The following is a 15,755-nucleotide window of genomic DNA, read 5'->3' as shown; positions in this document are numbered from 1 at the left end:
AAAATCATTAGTCCTTCATATTGAATATGAGAAAGGACGCAAAGGCAAGAAACGCAGTCATCATTAAAAACACGTCATTATAAGCCATGATAGCGGCGTCGCGTTGCATTGTGGCGAGTAGGTTAGCTTGTGCTTGCTGCATGGCCGTCGCTGCATCACTACCTGATTGAATGAAAAACGCTTGTTGCTGTTGCAATGTTTGCCAACCAAGTTGGCTCACTGAGGGTAAAGACTCTTTTATATGCGCTAAATGCTCGCGAGTTTTATTGTCCAGTAATGTCGCAATGACCGCGATACTAAACGCACCGCCTAAGTTTCTCATGACATTTGTGAGTGTCGATGCGTCTGGTGTGTCCATTCTATTGATGTTTTTCATCGCCACTAAGGATAGAGGTACCATAATAAACGGGCTGCCAATTGCACGCAGAATCATTGATAGAATCAACTGTTGCCCACCAAAATCAACGGTCATATGGGTGTTTACAAAGCAACTTAAGCCAAACATCGCGAAACCAAATGTGACTAGGTATTTGGGTTTGATGACTTGTGTAAGTTTTGGCACCAATGGAAAAATCAGCAGTTGTGGAAAACCCATCCACATAAGTACTTCACCAATTTCCATCGCGTTGTATTGTTGTATCTGGGTGAGATACAAAGGCAGTACGTAGATGGATCCTAAGAGCGCCATACCCAAAATTAGATAGGCGATACAAGATAGCGCGAATTGACTATCCTTGAGCAAGCGTAAGTTGACTAATGGCTTCTTATGTTGCAATTCGTTGATGATGAAATAGACCAAACTGACTGCAGATATAATGGCGAGCGTGACGATAAAGCTTGAGCTGAACCACTCTTCGCGATTGCCTTCCTCTAGCACGACTTCTAAGCAGCCAAGTCCCAGTGCCATGGTCGCAATACCAAACCAATCCGCCTTTTTCAGAGAGGCTAAATCAAGCTTTTCATCATCAAGTCCATAACGAATCATGGTGATCACCAGCAGTGCTGGCGGGATGTTGATGTAGAAAATGTAGTGCCAAGACAGGTTTTCCGTTAACCAGCCGCCAAATGTAGGGCCAATCGACGGTGCGAATGTTGCGGTCACCCCAAACAGCGCCATACCAACTGCTCGTTTGTTGAGAGGTAGCAGCTGGATAACCAATGAGAATGCGAGTGGGATTAACGCGCCTCCACTGAAGCCTTGCATCGCGCGGAATACGATCATTGAGGTCATATTCCATGAGAATGAGCAGAGCAACGATGAAAGCGTAAAAATAGCGGTTGTCCAAGTGAGGTAACGGCGTTTACCGAGCGCTTTAGATAACCAACCACTTAATGGTATCGCAATCATCTCTGCAACTAAATATGAGGTAGAGATCCATGAACTCTCATCGAGTGTGGCTGAGAGTGCACCTTGAATGTCTTTGAGTGAAGAGTTGGTGATCTGGATATCTAAGATCGCCATAAACGCACCGATTAGCCCTCCAAAGAGTGCGATCCAGTGACGAGTTGGTACCTCACTATTCGTTTGTTCAGAGAGTGCCGAGTTATTAATAACTTCACTCATCGATTTAGCCTCGAGTATCGATTGTCGCGACAACAGACAATCCAGGTAACAGGCGACCTTTAAGTTCTTTCTGATCGGGTATGGTGATCTTCACAGGAACGCGTTGAACAATCTTTGTGAAGTTACCAGTCGCATTTTCAGGTGGGAGTAGCGCAAATTTCGCCCCGGTCGCCGGTGAAAAACTATCCACAGTGCCTTCCAATGGGTGGCCGGGGAACGCATCGAGTTCAATTTCAACGCTCTGTCCTTGGTGAATGCCATTGAGTTGAGTCTCTTTGAAGTTCGCTTCAATCCAGATGTCTCCGTTTGGTACTAAGCTCATCAACGGAGTCCCAGCTTGCACTAATAGACCTTCACGAACGCTTCGTTTACCAATCACACCTGAAGTAGGTGCGTATACTTTGGTGTAATCAAGGTTGAGCTGTGCTTGATCACGTTGAGCGATCGCTTCTGTCACCGAAGCTTTTGCTTGTTCAATCTCACTGTCTATAACAGTTAACTGGTCATGGCTTGCTACAAGGTTCGCCTTCGCTTCTTCAAGCGCAGCTAGAGCCACTTTTTGTTGAGCCAACATACTGTCGACTTCATCTTGAGAGGCATAGTTGCGAGTGAGCAAACTGCGTGAGCGTTGCGTCTGTTGCAGTGAACGCTCGTATTCTGCTTTGGCCGAGTCAACGCGACTTGCGGCCTGTAGAATTTGACTGTTTTGCAGTTCTTTTTGAGCCAATAGGTTGGATACACTTGTTTCAACAACCGCTAAGTGAGCATTGGCTTGAGATAGCGCGGTTTGATAGTCTCGATCGTCAATTTCAACCAATAGGTCACCCTTATTGACGACTTGGTTATCATGCACATATGAGGTGGTAATGTAGCCCGATACTTTTGGACTAATGTTAGTAATGTCACCCTGCAAATAGGCATTATCTGTTGATTCAAAATATTGGCCATAGCCGTACCAGTAACCACCTCCACTGAGGCCGAGCGCTAACATAATTGCAGTTGCAATCAGTGGTGCCTTGTTGCGTTTCTTGTTTTTAGTTTGAGCTGTTGGCTTTGAATCGGTCATTTTTGTTTGATCTCGTTCTTATAGATGTAACGAATTGTAAATGAAATCGATTGGTTGATAATATAGGAAAAATAAGAAGTACTGTTGCACAAATATTACTAATCAAAGCACAGAGGGTAACTATGGATCTCAATGCTGTGTCCGTTTTCGTACAAGTGGTGGAGTGTGGAAGTTTCACTCATGCAGCCGAAGTTTTGGATATGACAAAATCCACGGTCAGTCGTAAGTTGGCCGAGTTAGAGCTGCATTTAGGCGTGAGACTGGTCACGCGCTCTACGCGAAGTTTGGTATTAACTCCAGAAGGTGAGCGGTTTTATACATCGAGCCTGCAAATGCTTGAAATCATGAGCCAAGCAGAGTTGGAAGTGACAGCTAATCAAGATTTGATACGTGGACCACTGCGTGTTGTGTTTCCTGTTGAGCTAGGCCAACAAGTATTGGCCCCTTACATTCATCAATTCCTACATGAGTACCCAAATGTGACGATGAATTTAGAGTTAACTAACCGTGAAGTTGACATTGTAGGTGAGGGGATCGATGTGTACGCGCAGATCGGGGATCTTGTTGATTCGAGTTTGATATCGCGATATTTGGCAACTTCGGCCAGAGTCATTGTCGCCAGCCCGCAGTATTTAAAGAACTTTGGGAGCATTGATTCACATAAAGATCTCGTCTCCCCACACAAGATGATTCAAGTATCGAACAAAGCCGTGAGGGTACCAAAACTGACCATAACTCCAACTGATGGAGAGCCGATTCCAATTGAACTGCCTTCTCAACTAAGAGTCAATACAGTGACTGCATGTCTGAGTGCATGTATTGACGGGCTAGGTATCGCGGTCTTACCAGAGTTCATCTGTCGTGAGCACTTTGAGCCGGGTAAATTGGTTCAATTACTGCCTGACTATAAGATGCCTGATGTCACAGTGAGTTTAGTGTATGCCGAGAGGCAATTGATGCCTAAACGAAAGAAAGCGTTTATCGACTATCTTTTAAATTCCGTGAATAAGGGAGAAAGTCGTACGAAATGAATCTCTATTTTTAACTCCGATTCAACTGCATATTATTTTAAAAAAGAGCACTTAAGATAACTATTACTTATTTATTGGATTTCTTTTATAAGTAAGTAATATGCTATGTTTGAAAATACACTTCCTCAATGGGTAAATGGATTCAATATCACATCTCCTCTATTTTTTTGTTTGAGCGTATATGGTTGATCTTCATAACTTTTGTTGTCTTTTGATACAAAGGTACACAATGTTGATTTGTGTTTAAGTTATTGATTTAATTTTGTTATTGTCCGTTCTTGTTGAGTTAAAGTTTGTTTCATATGTAAATTTGTGACTTTAATTCCTTTCAAAACAAATTTGTCTTTAATTGTTGTTTTTAATAACTATTATTTTCTTGGTTTTCGTAATGAAAATAGTTCAACGTGATTAAAGCAGTGGTGCTTTTTAAATCAGTGGTGCTTTTTAAATTATCACGTAATTGAAATGTAAAATAATAAATGTAGAGAGTTAAAAGTGACTGCAAATAAAAGTATGTTAAAGCTAGCGGTAAGTATGGCCTTGTTATCAGGCATGTCTACCACTGCTCACGCTCACGGTTGGTCTGAGTTTCCAAGTGCTCGTCAAAACATCTGTTATGAACAAGGTGGTATTTGGTCAGGTAATCCGCCTAATGCAGCTTGTGCGAACGCTAAAGATATCTCTGGTACTTACCCTTTTGTTCAACGCAACGAATACGCAAAAAACATTACTGACTTCAACAACATCAATGCTGTCCGAACTGCTATCCCTGATGGCACACTTTGTTATGCAAATGACCCGCAGAAACAAGGTATGGGCGCACCTCATACAGGTTGGACTCGTACTGAAGTGAAAGCCGGCACATTTGAGTTTGTATTTAACGCGACGGCACCACACAATCCATCATTCTGGGAGTTTTACCTAACCAAGCCCAACGCTGATTTAAGTAAGGCACTGGCTTGGGGTGATTTAGACCTCATTCAGACTGAAGGTAATGTGCCAGTTAATGGCGGTAAGTACCGCATGGATGTAACTATTCCGTCTGATCGCTCTGGTGACGCTATCTTATTCGTACGATGGCAACGTAATGATGCAGCAGGAGAGGGTTTCTACAACTGTTCTGATATCACAATTGTTAATGGCGAAACGCCTCCACCAGAGCCAGGACCAGAACCTGATCTTATCCGTGGCGATCTTTACATTCCAACCGATTTCGAGGCACCTGAAACAGGCGATACTGTTCAGTACGACATTATCAATAAGTATGGTGACGTAGCACGTAGTTTCGACATTAAGATCGATTTATCAAACATTAATGACTGGGAACGACTGCTTGCATCAGAAATTAATGGTTGGCATGAAAAGTTCAAAGATGGCGCTATTTTCATTGGTGATTGGCACGCGGAAATGGAACACTACATGTACTTCCAAAACGATCCTTCACGCAATTTCTTTAATTCTCGAGATAGTCGTGCTTCAGGTGAACTAAAGCTGATTAAAGATGACGATGGAAACGTAGAGCCGCTACCGGGCGACATCTATGAACTTGTGAAGAGTGATAAAGTGGTTAATGCGGGTGATAAAGTTGTAATTGCGACGGAAGAGCCAGCGAACTTCACTCAAACCTCTGGCACATCTGTAACGATTGAGAACAATGGTACGGCTTCGGTGCTGATTGATACGACGCCTGTTACGCAAAATGAAACACTGACATTCTCTGCGAATGCGATCAACAGTGAGCGTGAACAGACCTTTAGTTTTGAAGTGATTGCTGATGATGAAGTCACACCACCACCGACGCCAGAGCCTGATGCTTGGAGCGCAACTAAAACTTACCTTGGCGGTGAGATTGTGAGCTACGCTGATCAAAAGTGGAAAGCACAATGGTGGATTCAAGGTGGTGATAACCCACAAGTAACGTACGAAAAAGACCAATGGGGTGTATGGCGTCCAGCTAATTAATCGCGTTGACGATTGACCAACAAGTGGTTTTTAACCAATAACCGAAGCAGAGCCCTTAATAATGGCTCTGCTTTTTTTGATCTAACCAGTAGCTTTGTGTAGCACGCCTTGTTCACCACATTTCTTTTGCATATCATCAACTTCCATAAAAACAATATAAAGGTAGATGCGAATATGAAGTTTCTCTGGTTAAAAATCTTGATTACAGTTTTGGTGTTCGCGGGCTTGTTTGGCTTGGTGTATTACAAGGTAATGAGTGGAATCTCATAACGTTCAAGACGCACTCAACTCACGTGAATAATATATGCGTCTTCACTGTGGAACATAAAGATAAGGAAAAACGATGCAGAAAGTAGTAATTGTCACTGGCGGAGGGCGCGGTATTGGTGCATCAACGGCCATTTTGCTAGCGAGTAAAGGCTACCGTGTTTGTGTTAACTACCGCAAAGATCACAGAGCAGCCGAATTGGTGGTTGCTGAGATTGTTGCAAAGGGTGGCAGCGCGATGGCTTTTCAAGCGGATGTGTCTATCGAATCCGAAGTGGAGGCTCTGTTTTCTGCCGTAAACCAAGAGTTTGGGCAGGTAACGCATCTGGTGAACAATGCTGGTGTTCTTTTTACTCAATCTCGTTTGGCGGACATTGACTATGCACGTTTTAACAAAGTAATGGCAGTGAACATCGGAAGTTGTTTTCTGTGTTGTAAGGCATTCATTAATCAAATCGATGGACCCGGTTCTATCGTCAATGTCTCGTCGGCTGCCTCTCGAATCGGTGCACCATTTGAATATATAGATTACGCTGCTTCCAAAGGGGCAATGGACTCATTAACCAAAGGTCTTTCATTAGAACTAGCGGAGCAAGGTATTCGAGTTAATGGGGTTAGACCGGGCTTTATTCACACAGAAATGCATGCTGACGGGGGTGAGCCTAATCGCGTTGAACGCTTAGCGCCTAACATCCCACTTAAGCGAGGAGGGACACCGTTAGAGGTCGCTGAATCTATAGTATGGTTGCTGTCTGACGAAGCTTCTTATGTGACGGGTACTTTTATTGATATTGCTGGTGGACGTTGATGACTCCGCTAAATTGGAAATGATGAGTTGAAGTTGAAGTTGAAGTTGAAGTTGAAAGGCTCATCTACCATTTAGACTTAAATCTCGGTGCGTCTAGCTCCAAAAAACAGTGACCGTTATAGCGAGCCTCTAAAAACGGCTTGGAGTATGTGATTACCCAAGCCTTGAAGTTTAGAGTTAGCGTTTCTCTAACACCAATGAAAAGTTCACTGGTACATTGGGTGAAAGTGCAATATCACCGACGGTATTTGACACACTGTCTAGGCTCTCTTTTGGTATACCAAAGTCAAAGCCTGAAATAACCGTTGGCTTAGCAGTAGATACCATCAAATGACCTCCCGATTTGACGATGTTTACTGTAAAGATTAGCTCTTTTGACTGACCATAGAGCTCAACAGTCGCCGGGAGCATTTTCTGAATGGCGAGGTCTTCATCACTCATTAATTGCTCAGGCACGGTTGCCGTAACTTTAACCGATGGAAATTTCTTCTCATCAAAGAACATCGCTCTCAATCTTTCGTTACGTATAGATACGCCCGTGTCTAGCGTATTGAGTGGGACAGTGATCTCTAGGCGTCCTTTCTCGTCGATTTTACCACTTACGCCTGATATGACCGCAGGTTCAACGATATATTGCTTTTTGATCGAAGCGAAGTTAACCGTTGATAGATGTTCGTTTACCTGAAAATGTCCCGATGCCAGTAATGGAAAACTGCAAGCTATTAATCCTAGTGTGAGCAATCTATTCATGTTTGTTTCCTATGAGTGAGATTATGCATGTATCTAAATAGTATTGTTCAAAAAACAATCTTTGCATTCCATAGGTAAATCAAAGTTGTAGATTTGATTTATATCTAGAATGTCTGGTGGATATTTAATGCTTAATAATTTCCCAATTTCAGTGGTTGTTGTTTATTTTTGTTTTAATTACAGGTTATTAATTCACTATAAGTGAAAAATTAGGTTGAAGTTACTGGCGCTTTTATTGATAATTCATGCATCTTTTTTGAATAATAATTTTCTATGTCTCAAGCATCTTCTATCTCTTCTCTAGAGAAATCTAAATCATGGCAATTGCCAGATACTTTGATCCTGATTTTCATAATCGGTATTTTCGCTGCAGCAGCGACTTATTTCATTCCTGCTGGTACTTTTGAAAGCCAAGACGTCTCTTTCATTGTTGATGGTGCAGAAAAAACGCGCACCGTGATCGACCCTGCTTCTTTTAGTTACGCAACCGATGAAAACGGTGAGCTTGTCTACAACACGGTTGGCTTTTTTGCGTCTGGTGGCGGTATTGGCCTAATGAACTTCCCATTCGAAGGTCTGGTATCAGGCTCGAAGTGGGGCAGCGCAATTGGCGTAATCATGTTCATGTTGATCATTGGTGGTTCATTTGGCGTGGTTATTCGCACCGGTACTATTGATAACGGTATCCTACACCTGATCAACAAAACCAAAGGCAGCGAAGCGCTGTTTATCCCAGTACTATTTCTACTGTTTTCTTTGGGTGGTGCAGTCTTCGGTATGGGTGAAGAAGCAGTCGCATTTGCGATTATCATTGCTCCACTGATGGTTCGACTTGGCTACGACAGTATTACTACCGTGATGGTCACTTACGTTGCGACTCAAATTGGATTTGCAACGTCTTGGATGAACCCATTCTCAGTAGCAATCGCGCAAGGTATCGCTGGTATTCCTGTGCTGTCTGGCATGACTTTCCGTATGGTGATGTGGGCGTGCTTTACCGTTGTGGGTATTGGTTTCACCATGTTGTATGCATCACGCATTAAAGCGAACCCAGAATCATCATTTACCTTTGCAACTGACAAACATTTCCGTAAGCAAGAACAAGATGACCAACCTGTAGCGAGATGGTCTTTCGCAGATACACTCGTCATGCTAACTGTTGTGGGTACTACTGGTTGGGTAATTTATGGCGTAGTCGTTCATGCTTGGTACATCCCAGAAATTGCTTCTCAGTTCTTCACTATGGGCTTTATTGTGGCAATCATCGGCGCTATTTTCCGTTTGAACGGCATGTCTCTTAATGATGCAGCAGATGCGTTTAAAGAGGGGGCGGGAATGATGTTAGCGCCCGCGCTTCTGGTCGGTTGTGCGAAAGGTGTCCTTCTAATTTTAGGTGGTGGTTCTGGTAGCGAAGCGAGCGTACTAAACTCGATTCTAAACAGCGCAGGCGCTTTCATTAGTGGTCTTCCAGACGTGATGGCAGCTTGGCTGATGTTTGTCTTCCAATCTGTATTTAACTTCTTCGTGACGTCAGGTTCTGGTCAAGCAGCACTAACCATGCCTCTTCTTTCTCCGTTGGCAGATATCGCGGGCGTAACACGTCAAGTTGCAGTACTGGCTTTCCAACTGGGTGATGGCTTTACGAACATCATCGTACCGACGTCTGCTTCTCTAATGGCGACTCTGGGCGTGTGTCGTATCGATTGGGGAGTATGGGTTAAATTCTGTGGTCGCTTTATCGGTCTGCTGTTTGCACTAGCGAGTGTGGTCGTTATTGCAGCACACCTTATGGGTTTTGCTTAATCGTTGAAAACTAACTCGCGATCCCGAATTCATTGACGGGCTTATATTACACTACGACCAAAGGCGAGCTGAGACTCGCCTTTGTTGTTTATTAAATCTATTGGGAATCGATATGTCAGAAATGACGACACATAGTCAAACACAAGTTCTTGAATACCTTCACTCGTTAAATGTGGATGATCTCTCGCCGGGTGATCATACCTTGAGCTTTGCTGTCGCAACCAATGCTATCGGGCAATGGCAGCAGTTACCTGTTCGAGTGTTTAAAGGTCGTGATCAGGGCAAGAAAGTTGTGATTACTGCTGGTGTTCATGGTGATGAACAGAACGGTATCATGACAGCAATGAAAGTTGCACAACGTCTTGTTGATCAAAATATCGCGGGTTGCGTCACTATTGTCCCAACGATTAACTTGAGCGGTATATTAAATCACAGTCGCAATTTCTTCCCGGTCGATCCTGATACATCGCCGTCAAACCTCAACCGTTTCTTCCCTGGTAATGTTGAAGGCAATGAAGTTGAGCGGTATCTAGGAACGTTATGGAACAACCTATTGTTGCCAAATGCCGATATCGCGATTGACCTGCACACGCAAACTTCGGGCACATGCTATCCGCTGTATGTTTTCGCAGACTATAGAGTCGAAAAAGCAAAACAGATGGCAACTCTGATGAACGCGGATGTGGTATTGAACGATCCGGGTGAGAAAGGAGTGTTGGAAACGGCGTGGAATACACACGGTGTGCCGAGTATTACAGTGGAAGTGGGAGCAGGTCGTTACTTTGAACGTGAACTGGTTGAACGCGCGACTCAAGGGGTGATCAACATCCTCACAGCGGAAGGTGTGATTGAAGGAGAGGTCTCTGAGCTGAACTCCCCATTAGAAGGTGACAAGATCATCAGTATCAAAGCAAAACAGGGCGGTTTTGTAGAACCACAGGTTTCGTTGATGCAGAAAGTCGAGCAGGGCGATCTACTGGCAATCCAGTTCGATTCACTTGGCAAGGAGTTGCTGAGATATACTGCGCCTGAATCTGGAACAGTTATCAGCTATAACCTTGAAACACTTCGCGCTCCAGGCTCATTGGTAGTTCGTCTAATCAAATAAAGCAAAGTGAATCATATGGGCAAAGAGGATCTTTGCCCAACGCAACAGGTTCCGAGAGCTTCTCATTTCAAAGACTACGGTCAAATTGCGATTGACGACAGATGTCTTTCTCAGCACTGACAGTGTATATTTTTAGAATATTCATTCAGGTTTTTATTGAATTTGTTGTTATTGGTGAGAGCGTTATGAAGAAAAATGGATTTACTCTCATAGAGTTGATTGTCGTTGTGATTATACTCGGCATCCTCGCTGTCACAGCGGCACCTCGGTTTTTGGGAATCCAAGAGTCAGCGCGAGAAGCTGTGTTAGAAGGCGTTGCTAGTGCAATGGACAGTGTGAACGCTCAAGTTGTATCGAAAGCCATTATTGAAGGGCTTGACCCTAGCGCAAAGAACCCAGATGATCAAAGTAACTACGTGATTGATTTTGGTATCGGTAGTGTTGAAGTCGACTGGGGTACCTTATGTCCAGAAAGTCGAGGTGAGTCGGGCGATAAGCTCAACATGCTCGATTTTTTAACTTTGTCTGACGACGCGAGCTTAACATCTGAATTTGGTAATCGACACACAGTCATCGGTTATAACTATTCGTTTAGTTCTGCCGACCTTGAAAAAACAATATTACTGACGAAAACCTTCCTTCTGGCTGTTATGTTATTTATGACTCGTTTGGTCGAGTCGATAATGGTGTGTGTCCAGCAGAGGGCTGTGAATGTACAGTTCGTGTTGTCAATGATGAATGCTAGGTAGAATTTCTTTTTGAATGATGCGAACTAGAATCCTTGAGCTGTACAATCAGTGATTGATTATCTGTGTCAATGAGTGGGTCGATGTTTAATCTTTACTCAATAGTAAACTCCGTGTTAGCTTCAAAGCTCTTCTAGCGTATATCTAAGGAAGGAGTAGAGGATGTCATTTGAAAGCGCAGTTACATTTTTTATAGCCATGTTTGTGTTCGGTATTACACCAGGGCCGGGCGTGTTTGCAATATTGGCGCGCGGTATGGTTCACGGTTGGAAAAAATGCATCACACTTTCGTTAGGAATGACATGCAGTGACATGATTTATCTCGTGCTTGCCTGTTTTGGTTTAGCAACGGTTGCAGAAAATTGGTCATTCGCCTTCGAAGTGATTCGTTACGTTGGTGCTGCTTACTTGATTTACCTTGGGTACAAGATGTTCAGAAGCCTACCTGAAGTGCAGGGTTCGGCAGAGCAAGTTGCCAAGCAAAGCCAAAAGTCAGCACTGGCAAGTTTTGCGCAAGGCTTTTTAATTTCTGCGTCAAACCCGAAAGTGATTCTGTTTTACATTTCGTTCTTGCCAACGTTCATCGATCTTACTGTGCTTCGTTCACAAGATATCGTACTCGTTGCGGTGTTAGCGTTTGTCGCTTTAATGACTGGCTTGTTGCTGATTGCGATGGGGGCGGGTCGAATGGTGACTTTGTTGAAAACACCTCGTGCGCACAAAAGGTTAAACCAGAGCGCGGGTGGCATCATGATCGCCGCAGGTTCCTACTTAGCGATCAACCGTTAACTAACTTCACTCATAGAATAGGCGGTCTTTGGCTCGCCTATTTTGCTATCTGTTTTTTATGATCTGATGTTCTTGTCGATTTGGCTAAGGGAAAGCATTAATGAAAGTACTGATATCAGGTTCTAACGGTTATGTCGGTCGACATGTGACGAGTTTGTTCAAGGAAAGTGGAGCTAAGGTGTATCTCTATGGTAGAGAGCGAAGCGCAATAATCTGTCCTGAAGGCATTTATGAGGAATGTTCGAAATTTGAAGGTGACTTTGATGTAGTAATCAATTGCGCGAGACCTCATTGGTCAGAATATTCGCCAGCTGAAATTGCCAATATTGAGTCCAAATTACTATTAAAGTTAGATAGCTTCGCAAAAGCAGGGGCGACAAAAATCCACACATCAGGCGTTTGGCTCTTTGGGAAAGCAAACTACGATGAGTTAAGAGGGTTTAAACTCAAACCACTTTCTGTTGTTGAGCCGGATGTAACAACGATTGAGCGAGCGCTAAGGCGTAAATGGCATGTCGTTTATTGTCCGAGTTTGGTTTATGGTGGTGATAATTGTCAGTTGAGGAGGATTGTTGAAACGTTAAATGGGTCTCTATCAGTGGCGACGCCAACACAAGGGCATAATCAATATATCCATGTTGAAGATATCGCTCGCTTTTATCTATGTTTAGTACAAAACCAAACGGATACCAAACAACACTTTATTGCAGAGAAAGAAGGCTTCACCCCTGAAAATTTTGCCCGTTTACTTTTGAATGTTGGATGGATTAAAAAGATCAAAAATATGAACTGGGAGGAATTTGAAGCCCAGTTTGGTTCGTCTGCGACAGAGATTGAGAGATTAAACCTCGATCTACCCGTGAGCTCATTGTTTAAACCAACCTCAACTCTACGCCACTACATTCAACCCTCCCTTTCTAATCAGCCGTAGCGAGCATTACGATAGAACTTTTCACATTGGCAAACACTTTGTCATTTAAGCGGATGAATTTTAAAAATGCTCCATCATCTAGTGACTAAATGAAAATTATTGTCATCTAATTTACTTTTAAGTTACTCTGTGTGAAATTTTACTACATATTTATATGTGTGTGATTGCACTTCTAGATTGCATTTAACCATAGATAAAGTCAGGTTATACGTTTGCTTTGGTCCATTCGCAATCGATTATACCTCTTTTGTTCTACCCCTTTCGGGTAGTTCATTTTCGTAATTGATTTACATCATATTTTCATTTTCTTTCATAATTCATTATTCGCTCAGTTAAGAAAATTATAACCTTTCAGGAATTCTTATGAGCAAGATGAAGCTAGTCGTAATCGGTAACGGGATGGTAGGCCATCGCTATATCGAAGATTTAGTCGAGAAGACAGACGTAGCCAACATGGACATTACGGTGTTCTGTGAAGAGCCGCGTGTTGCGTATGACCGCGTACACCTTTCTTCTTACTTTTCACACCACACAGCAGACGAACTTTCTTTAGTTAAAGAGGGCTTCTACGAGAAACATGGTATCAACATGTTGATCGGCGAACGCGCTATCACAGTAAACCGTGAGAAGAAGATTGTTTACTCAAGCTCTGGTCGTGAAATCCAATACGACAAGCTGATCATGGCGACAGGCTCTTTCCCATTCGTTCCACCTATTAAAGGCCGCGAGAGCAAAGACTGTTTTGTGTACCGTACTATCGAAGATCTTAAAGCGATCGAAGCGTGTGCGAAAAAGAGCAAAGTCGGTGTTGTCATCGGTGGTGGTCTTTTAGGACTTGAAGCAGCTGGTGCTCTAAAAGCACTGGGTGTAGAGACTCATGTAGTTGAGTTTGCGCCTAAGCTAATGGCTGAGCAGCTGGACCAAGCGGGTGGTAACCAACTTCGTCAAAAAATCGAAAGTATGGGTGTGAAAGTTCACACTAGCAAAAACACGCTTGAAATTGCTCCTGAAGGTAAAGAAGCACGTAACGTTATGCGCTTTGCAGACGGTACAGAGCTCGAAACTGACTTCATCGTATTCTCTGCGGGTATTCGCCCTCAAGATAAACTTGCTCGTGACATGAAGCTAGACGTTGCTCCACGCGGCGGTATCGCTATCAATGATTTCTGTCAGACTTCTGATGACAGCATCTACGCTATCGGTGAATGTGCGTCTTGGAACGAAACTTTCTACGGTCTAGTTGCGCCAGGTTACAAGATGGCGACGGTAGCGGTTGACCATATCGTTGGTAACGACAGCAAGTTTGAAGGTGCTGACATGTCTGCGAAGCTTAAGCTTTTAGGCGTGAAAGTAGGTTCAATTGGTGACGCTAACGGCCGTACTCCTAGCTGTAAGAGCTACGTTTACCAAAACGAAGAGCAAGAAGTTTACAAACGTCTAATCGTTTCTGAAGACAACAAGAAACTGCTTGGTGCAGTAATGGTGGGTGATACGTCTGACTACGGCGATCTTCTACAACTTATGTTGAACGAAATCGACCTACCAGAGCACCCAGATGCGCTAATCCTACCTGCTCACGCTGGTGCAGAAAAGCCAACGCTAGGCGCTGACGCACTACCTGAGTCTGCCGTTATCTGTTCTTGTTTTGATGTTACAAAAGGCAAGATTGCAGAAGCGGTTGCTCAAGGTCACCACACTATTGGTGATATTAAAGCAGTAACTGGTGCAGGTACGGGTTGTGGTGGTTGTATACCTCTAGTAACTTCTGTTCTAAATGCTGAGCTTGAAAAAGCAGGTGTTGAAGTGAAAGACGACGTATGTGAGCACTTCGCTTACTCTCGTCAGGAGCTATTCCACTTAGTACGCATCGGTGAAATCAAGTCGTTTGAAGAGCTACTTGAGAAGCACGGTACGGGTTACGGTTGTGAAGTATGTAAGCCACTTGCTGGTTCTATCCTTGCTTCAAACTGGGGTGACCACATCCTTAAGCCGTCTCTAGTTAAGCTGCACGATACCAACGATAACTTCCTAGGTAACATCCAAAAAGATGGTACTTACTCTGTTATCCCACGTATGGCGGGTGGTGAAGTAACGCCAGCAGCTCTAGCAGCATTGGCTAACGTAGCAGCAGAGTACAACCTATACACGAAAGTGACAGGTGCTCAACGTATCGGTCTGTTCGGCGCTCAAAAAGATGATCTTCCAACAATCTGGAAGAAACTAATCGAAGCGGGTTACGAGACTGGTCAAGCTTACGGTAAGTCGCTGCGTATGGCTAAGACATGTGTCGGTTCAACTTGGTGTCGTTACGGTGTTCAAGATTCTGTTGGTCTTGGTGTAATGATTGAGAACCGTTACAAAGGCATCCGTACTCCTCATAAGATGAAGTTCGGTGTGTCTGGCTGTACTCGTGAGTGTGCGGAAGCGCAAGGTAAAGACCTTGGTATTATCGCGACAGATGCAGGTTGGAACATGTACGTGTGTGGTAACGGCGGTATGAAACCTCGCCACGCAACACTACTAGCAGGCGACCTAGACCAAGAGACACTGATCAAGTACATCGACCGTTTCATGATGTTCTACATCCGCACTGCTGCACCACTACAACGCACTTCAGTATGGTTTGAGAACCTAGAGGGTGGCATCGACTACCTTCGTGAAGTCATCATGGAAGACAAACTAGGCATCAATGATCAATTAGAAGCTGACATCGCTAGCCTAGTAGAGAACTTCAGCTGTGAGTGGACTGACACTATCAACGACGAGACACAATTGAAGCGTTTCTCTCATTTCATCAACTCTGATGAGCGAGATGACAATGTAGTGTTTGTCACTGATGGTCGTGAGCAACACCGTCCAGCGACATTTACTGAAAAACACCCAGAAGCGAAGGGCGACATCCTTCACGTAGCGGCAGAGTAATAGGGGAA

General features: G+C 43.8%; 11 protein-coding genes and 1 pseudogene. 9 read left to right on the top strand and 3 right to left on the bottom strand.

All coding sequences use genetic code 11. The features are described from left to right. Positions 1 to 7: 7 nt before the first annotated feature. Together AC6I7V_RS14655 and AC6I7V_RS14650 are read right to left on the bottom strand one after the other, a co-directional pair. Entirely contained in the window at positions 8 to 1,564 is a 1,557-nt protein-coding gene (locus tag AC6I7V_RS14655) for a DHA2 family efflux MFS transporter permease subunit (RefSeq protein WP_498012085.1), read from the bottom strand. Positions 1,565 to 1,568: 4 nt separating this feature from the next. Next, complete coding sequence (locus tag AC6I7V_RS14650) at positions 1,569 to 2,630, bottom strand: HlyD family secretion protein (protein WP_255232705.1); 1,062 nt, start codon at positions 2,628 to 2,630, stop codon at positions 1,569 to 1,571. Positions 2,631 to 2,752: 122 nt separating this feature from the next. Here AC6I7V_RS14650 and AC6I7V_RS14645 point away from each other — a divergent pair, with 122 nt between their 5' ends. From AC6I7V_RS14645 to AC6I7V_RS14635, 3 genes are all read left to right on the top strand, one after another. Beyond that, positions 2,753 to 3,661, top strand: coding sequence for a LysR family transcriptional regulator (locus AC6I7V_RS14645; protein WP_498012084.1), 909 nt, complete (start codon positions 2,753 to 2,755; stop codon positions 3,659 to 3,661). Positions 3,662 to 4,156: 495 nt separating this feature from the next. Continuing rightward, positions 4,157 to 5,623: a lytic polysaccharide monooxygenase gene (locus AC6I7V_RS14640; RefSeq protein WP_498012083.1), complete on the top strand. Its 1,467-nt coding sequence runs from the start codon at positions 4,157 to 4,159 to the stop codon at positions 5,621 to 5,623. Between the two features lie 343 nt (positions 5,624 to 5,966). After that, complete coding sequence (locus AC6I7V_RS14635) at positions 5,967 to 6,698, top strand: SDR family oxidoreductase (RefSeq protein ID WP_498012082.1); 732 nt, start codon at positions 5,967 to 5,969, stop codon at positions 6,696 to 6,698. Between the two features lie 177 nt (positions 6,699 to 6,875). On the opposite strand, the gene AC6I7V_RS14630 is transcribed toward AC6I7V_RS14635, so the two are convergent. Next, a complete protein-coding gene (locus AC6I7V_RS14630) occupies positions 6,876 to 7,448 on the bottom strand; it encodes a YceI family protein (RefSeq protein WP_498012081.1) in 573 nt (190 codons plus the stop codon). Between the two features lie 273 nt (positions 7,449 to 7,721). On the opposite strand from AC6I7V_RS14630, the gene yfcC reads away from it, so the two are divergent. The 6 genes and pseudogenes from yfcC (at position 7,722) to nirB (ending at position 15,747) form a co-directional block, all read left to right on the top strand. After that, entirely contained in the window at positions 7,722 to 9,251 is a 1,530-nt protein-coding gene (gene yfcC / locus AC6I7V_RS14625) for a putative basic amino acid antiporter YfcC (RefSeq protein WP_255232709.1), read from the top strand. A 121-nt stretch (positions 9,252 to 9,372) separates the two neighbouring features. Further along, complete coding sequence (locus AC6I7V_RS14620) at positions 9,373 to 10,359, top strand: succinylglutamate desuccinylase/aspartoacylase family protein (RefSeq protein WP_498012388.1); 987 nt, start codon at positions 9,373 to 9,375, stop codon at positions 10,357 to 10,359. 209 nt (positions 10,360 to 10,568) lie between these two features. Continuing rightward, a pseudogene (locus AC6I7V_RS14615) lies at positions 10,569 to 11,104 on the top strand (type II secretion system protein). Positions 11,105 to 11,267: 163 nt separating this feature from the next. After that, positions 11,268 to 11,894: a LysE family translocator gene (locus AC6I7V_RS14610; protein WP_150869521.1), complete on the top strand. Its 627-nt coding sequence runs from the start codon at positions 11,268 to 11,270 to the stop codon at positions 11,892 to 11,894. A gap of 100 nt (positions 11,895 to 11,994) precedes the next feature. Further along, positions 11,995 to 12,825: an NAD-dependent epimerase/dehydratase family protein gene (locus AC6I7V_RS14605; protein ID WP_498012080.1), complete on the top strand. Its 831-nt coding sequence runs from the start codon at positions 11,995 to 11,997 to the stop codon at positions 12,823 to 12,825. 363 nt (positions 12,826 to 13,188) lie between these two features. Next, positions 13,189 to 15,747 carry a nitrite reductase large subunit NirB gene (nirB, locus tag AC6I7V_RS14600; protein WP_498012079.1) on the top strand — a complete coding sequence of 853 codons (2,559 nt, stop codon included), beginning with the start codon at positions 13,189 to 13,191 and terminating at the stop codon, positions 15,745 to 15,747. Positions 15,748 to 15,755 lie beyond the last annotated feature (8 nt).

Source organism: Vibrio sp. KUL70, from assembly GCF_059725515.1.
The sequence above is the reverse complement of the archived record's forward strand: the minus strand, read 5'-3'. Positions and strand labels throughout refer to the sequence as shown.

Excerpts from the sequence above, each read along its gene's own strand:
- AC6I7V_RS14655 (WP_498012085.1), bottom strand. The coding sequence starts at position 1,564 with ATGAGTGAAGTTATTAATAACTCGGCACTCTCTGAACAAACGAATAGT.
- AC6I7V_RS14650 (WP_255232705.1), bottom strand. The coding sequence starts at position 2,630 with ATGACCGATTCAAAGCCAACAGCTCAAACTAAAAACAAGAAACGCAAC.
- AC6I7V_RS14645 (WP_498012084.1), top strand. The coding sequence starts at position 2,753 with ATGGATCTCAATGCTGTGTCCGTTTTCGTACAAGTGGTGGAGTGTGGA.
- AC6I7V_RS14635 (WP_498012082.1), top strand. The coding sequence starts at position 5,967 with ATGCAGAAAGTAGTAATTGTCACTGGCGGAGGGCGCGGTATTGGTGCA.
- AC6I7V_RS14630 (WP_498012081.1), bottom strand. The coding sequence starts at position 7,448 with ATGAATAGATTGCTCACACTAGGATTAATAGCTTGCAGTTTTCCATTA.
- yfcC (WP_255232709.1), top strand. The coding sequence starts at position 7,722 with ATGTCTCAAGCATCTTCTATCTCTTCTCTAGAGAAATCTAAATCATGG.
- AC6I7V_RS14620 (WP_498012388.1), top strand. The coding sequence starts at position 9,373 with ATGACGACACATAGTCAAACACAAGTTCTTGAATACCTTCACTCGTTA.
- AC6I7V_RS14610 (WP_150869521.1), top strand. The coding sequence starts at position 11,268 with ATGTCATTTGAAAGCGCAGTTACATTTTTTATAGCCATGTTTGTGTTC.
- AC6I7V_RS14605 (WP_498012080.1), top strand. The coding sequence starts at position 11,995 with ATGAAAGTACTGATATCAGGTTCTAACGGTTATGTCGGTCGACATGTG.
- nirB (WP_498012079.1), top strand. The coding sequence starts at position 13,189 with ATGAGCAAGATGAAGCTAGTCGTAATCGGTAACGGGATGGTAGGCCAT.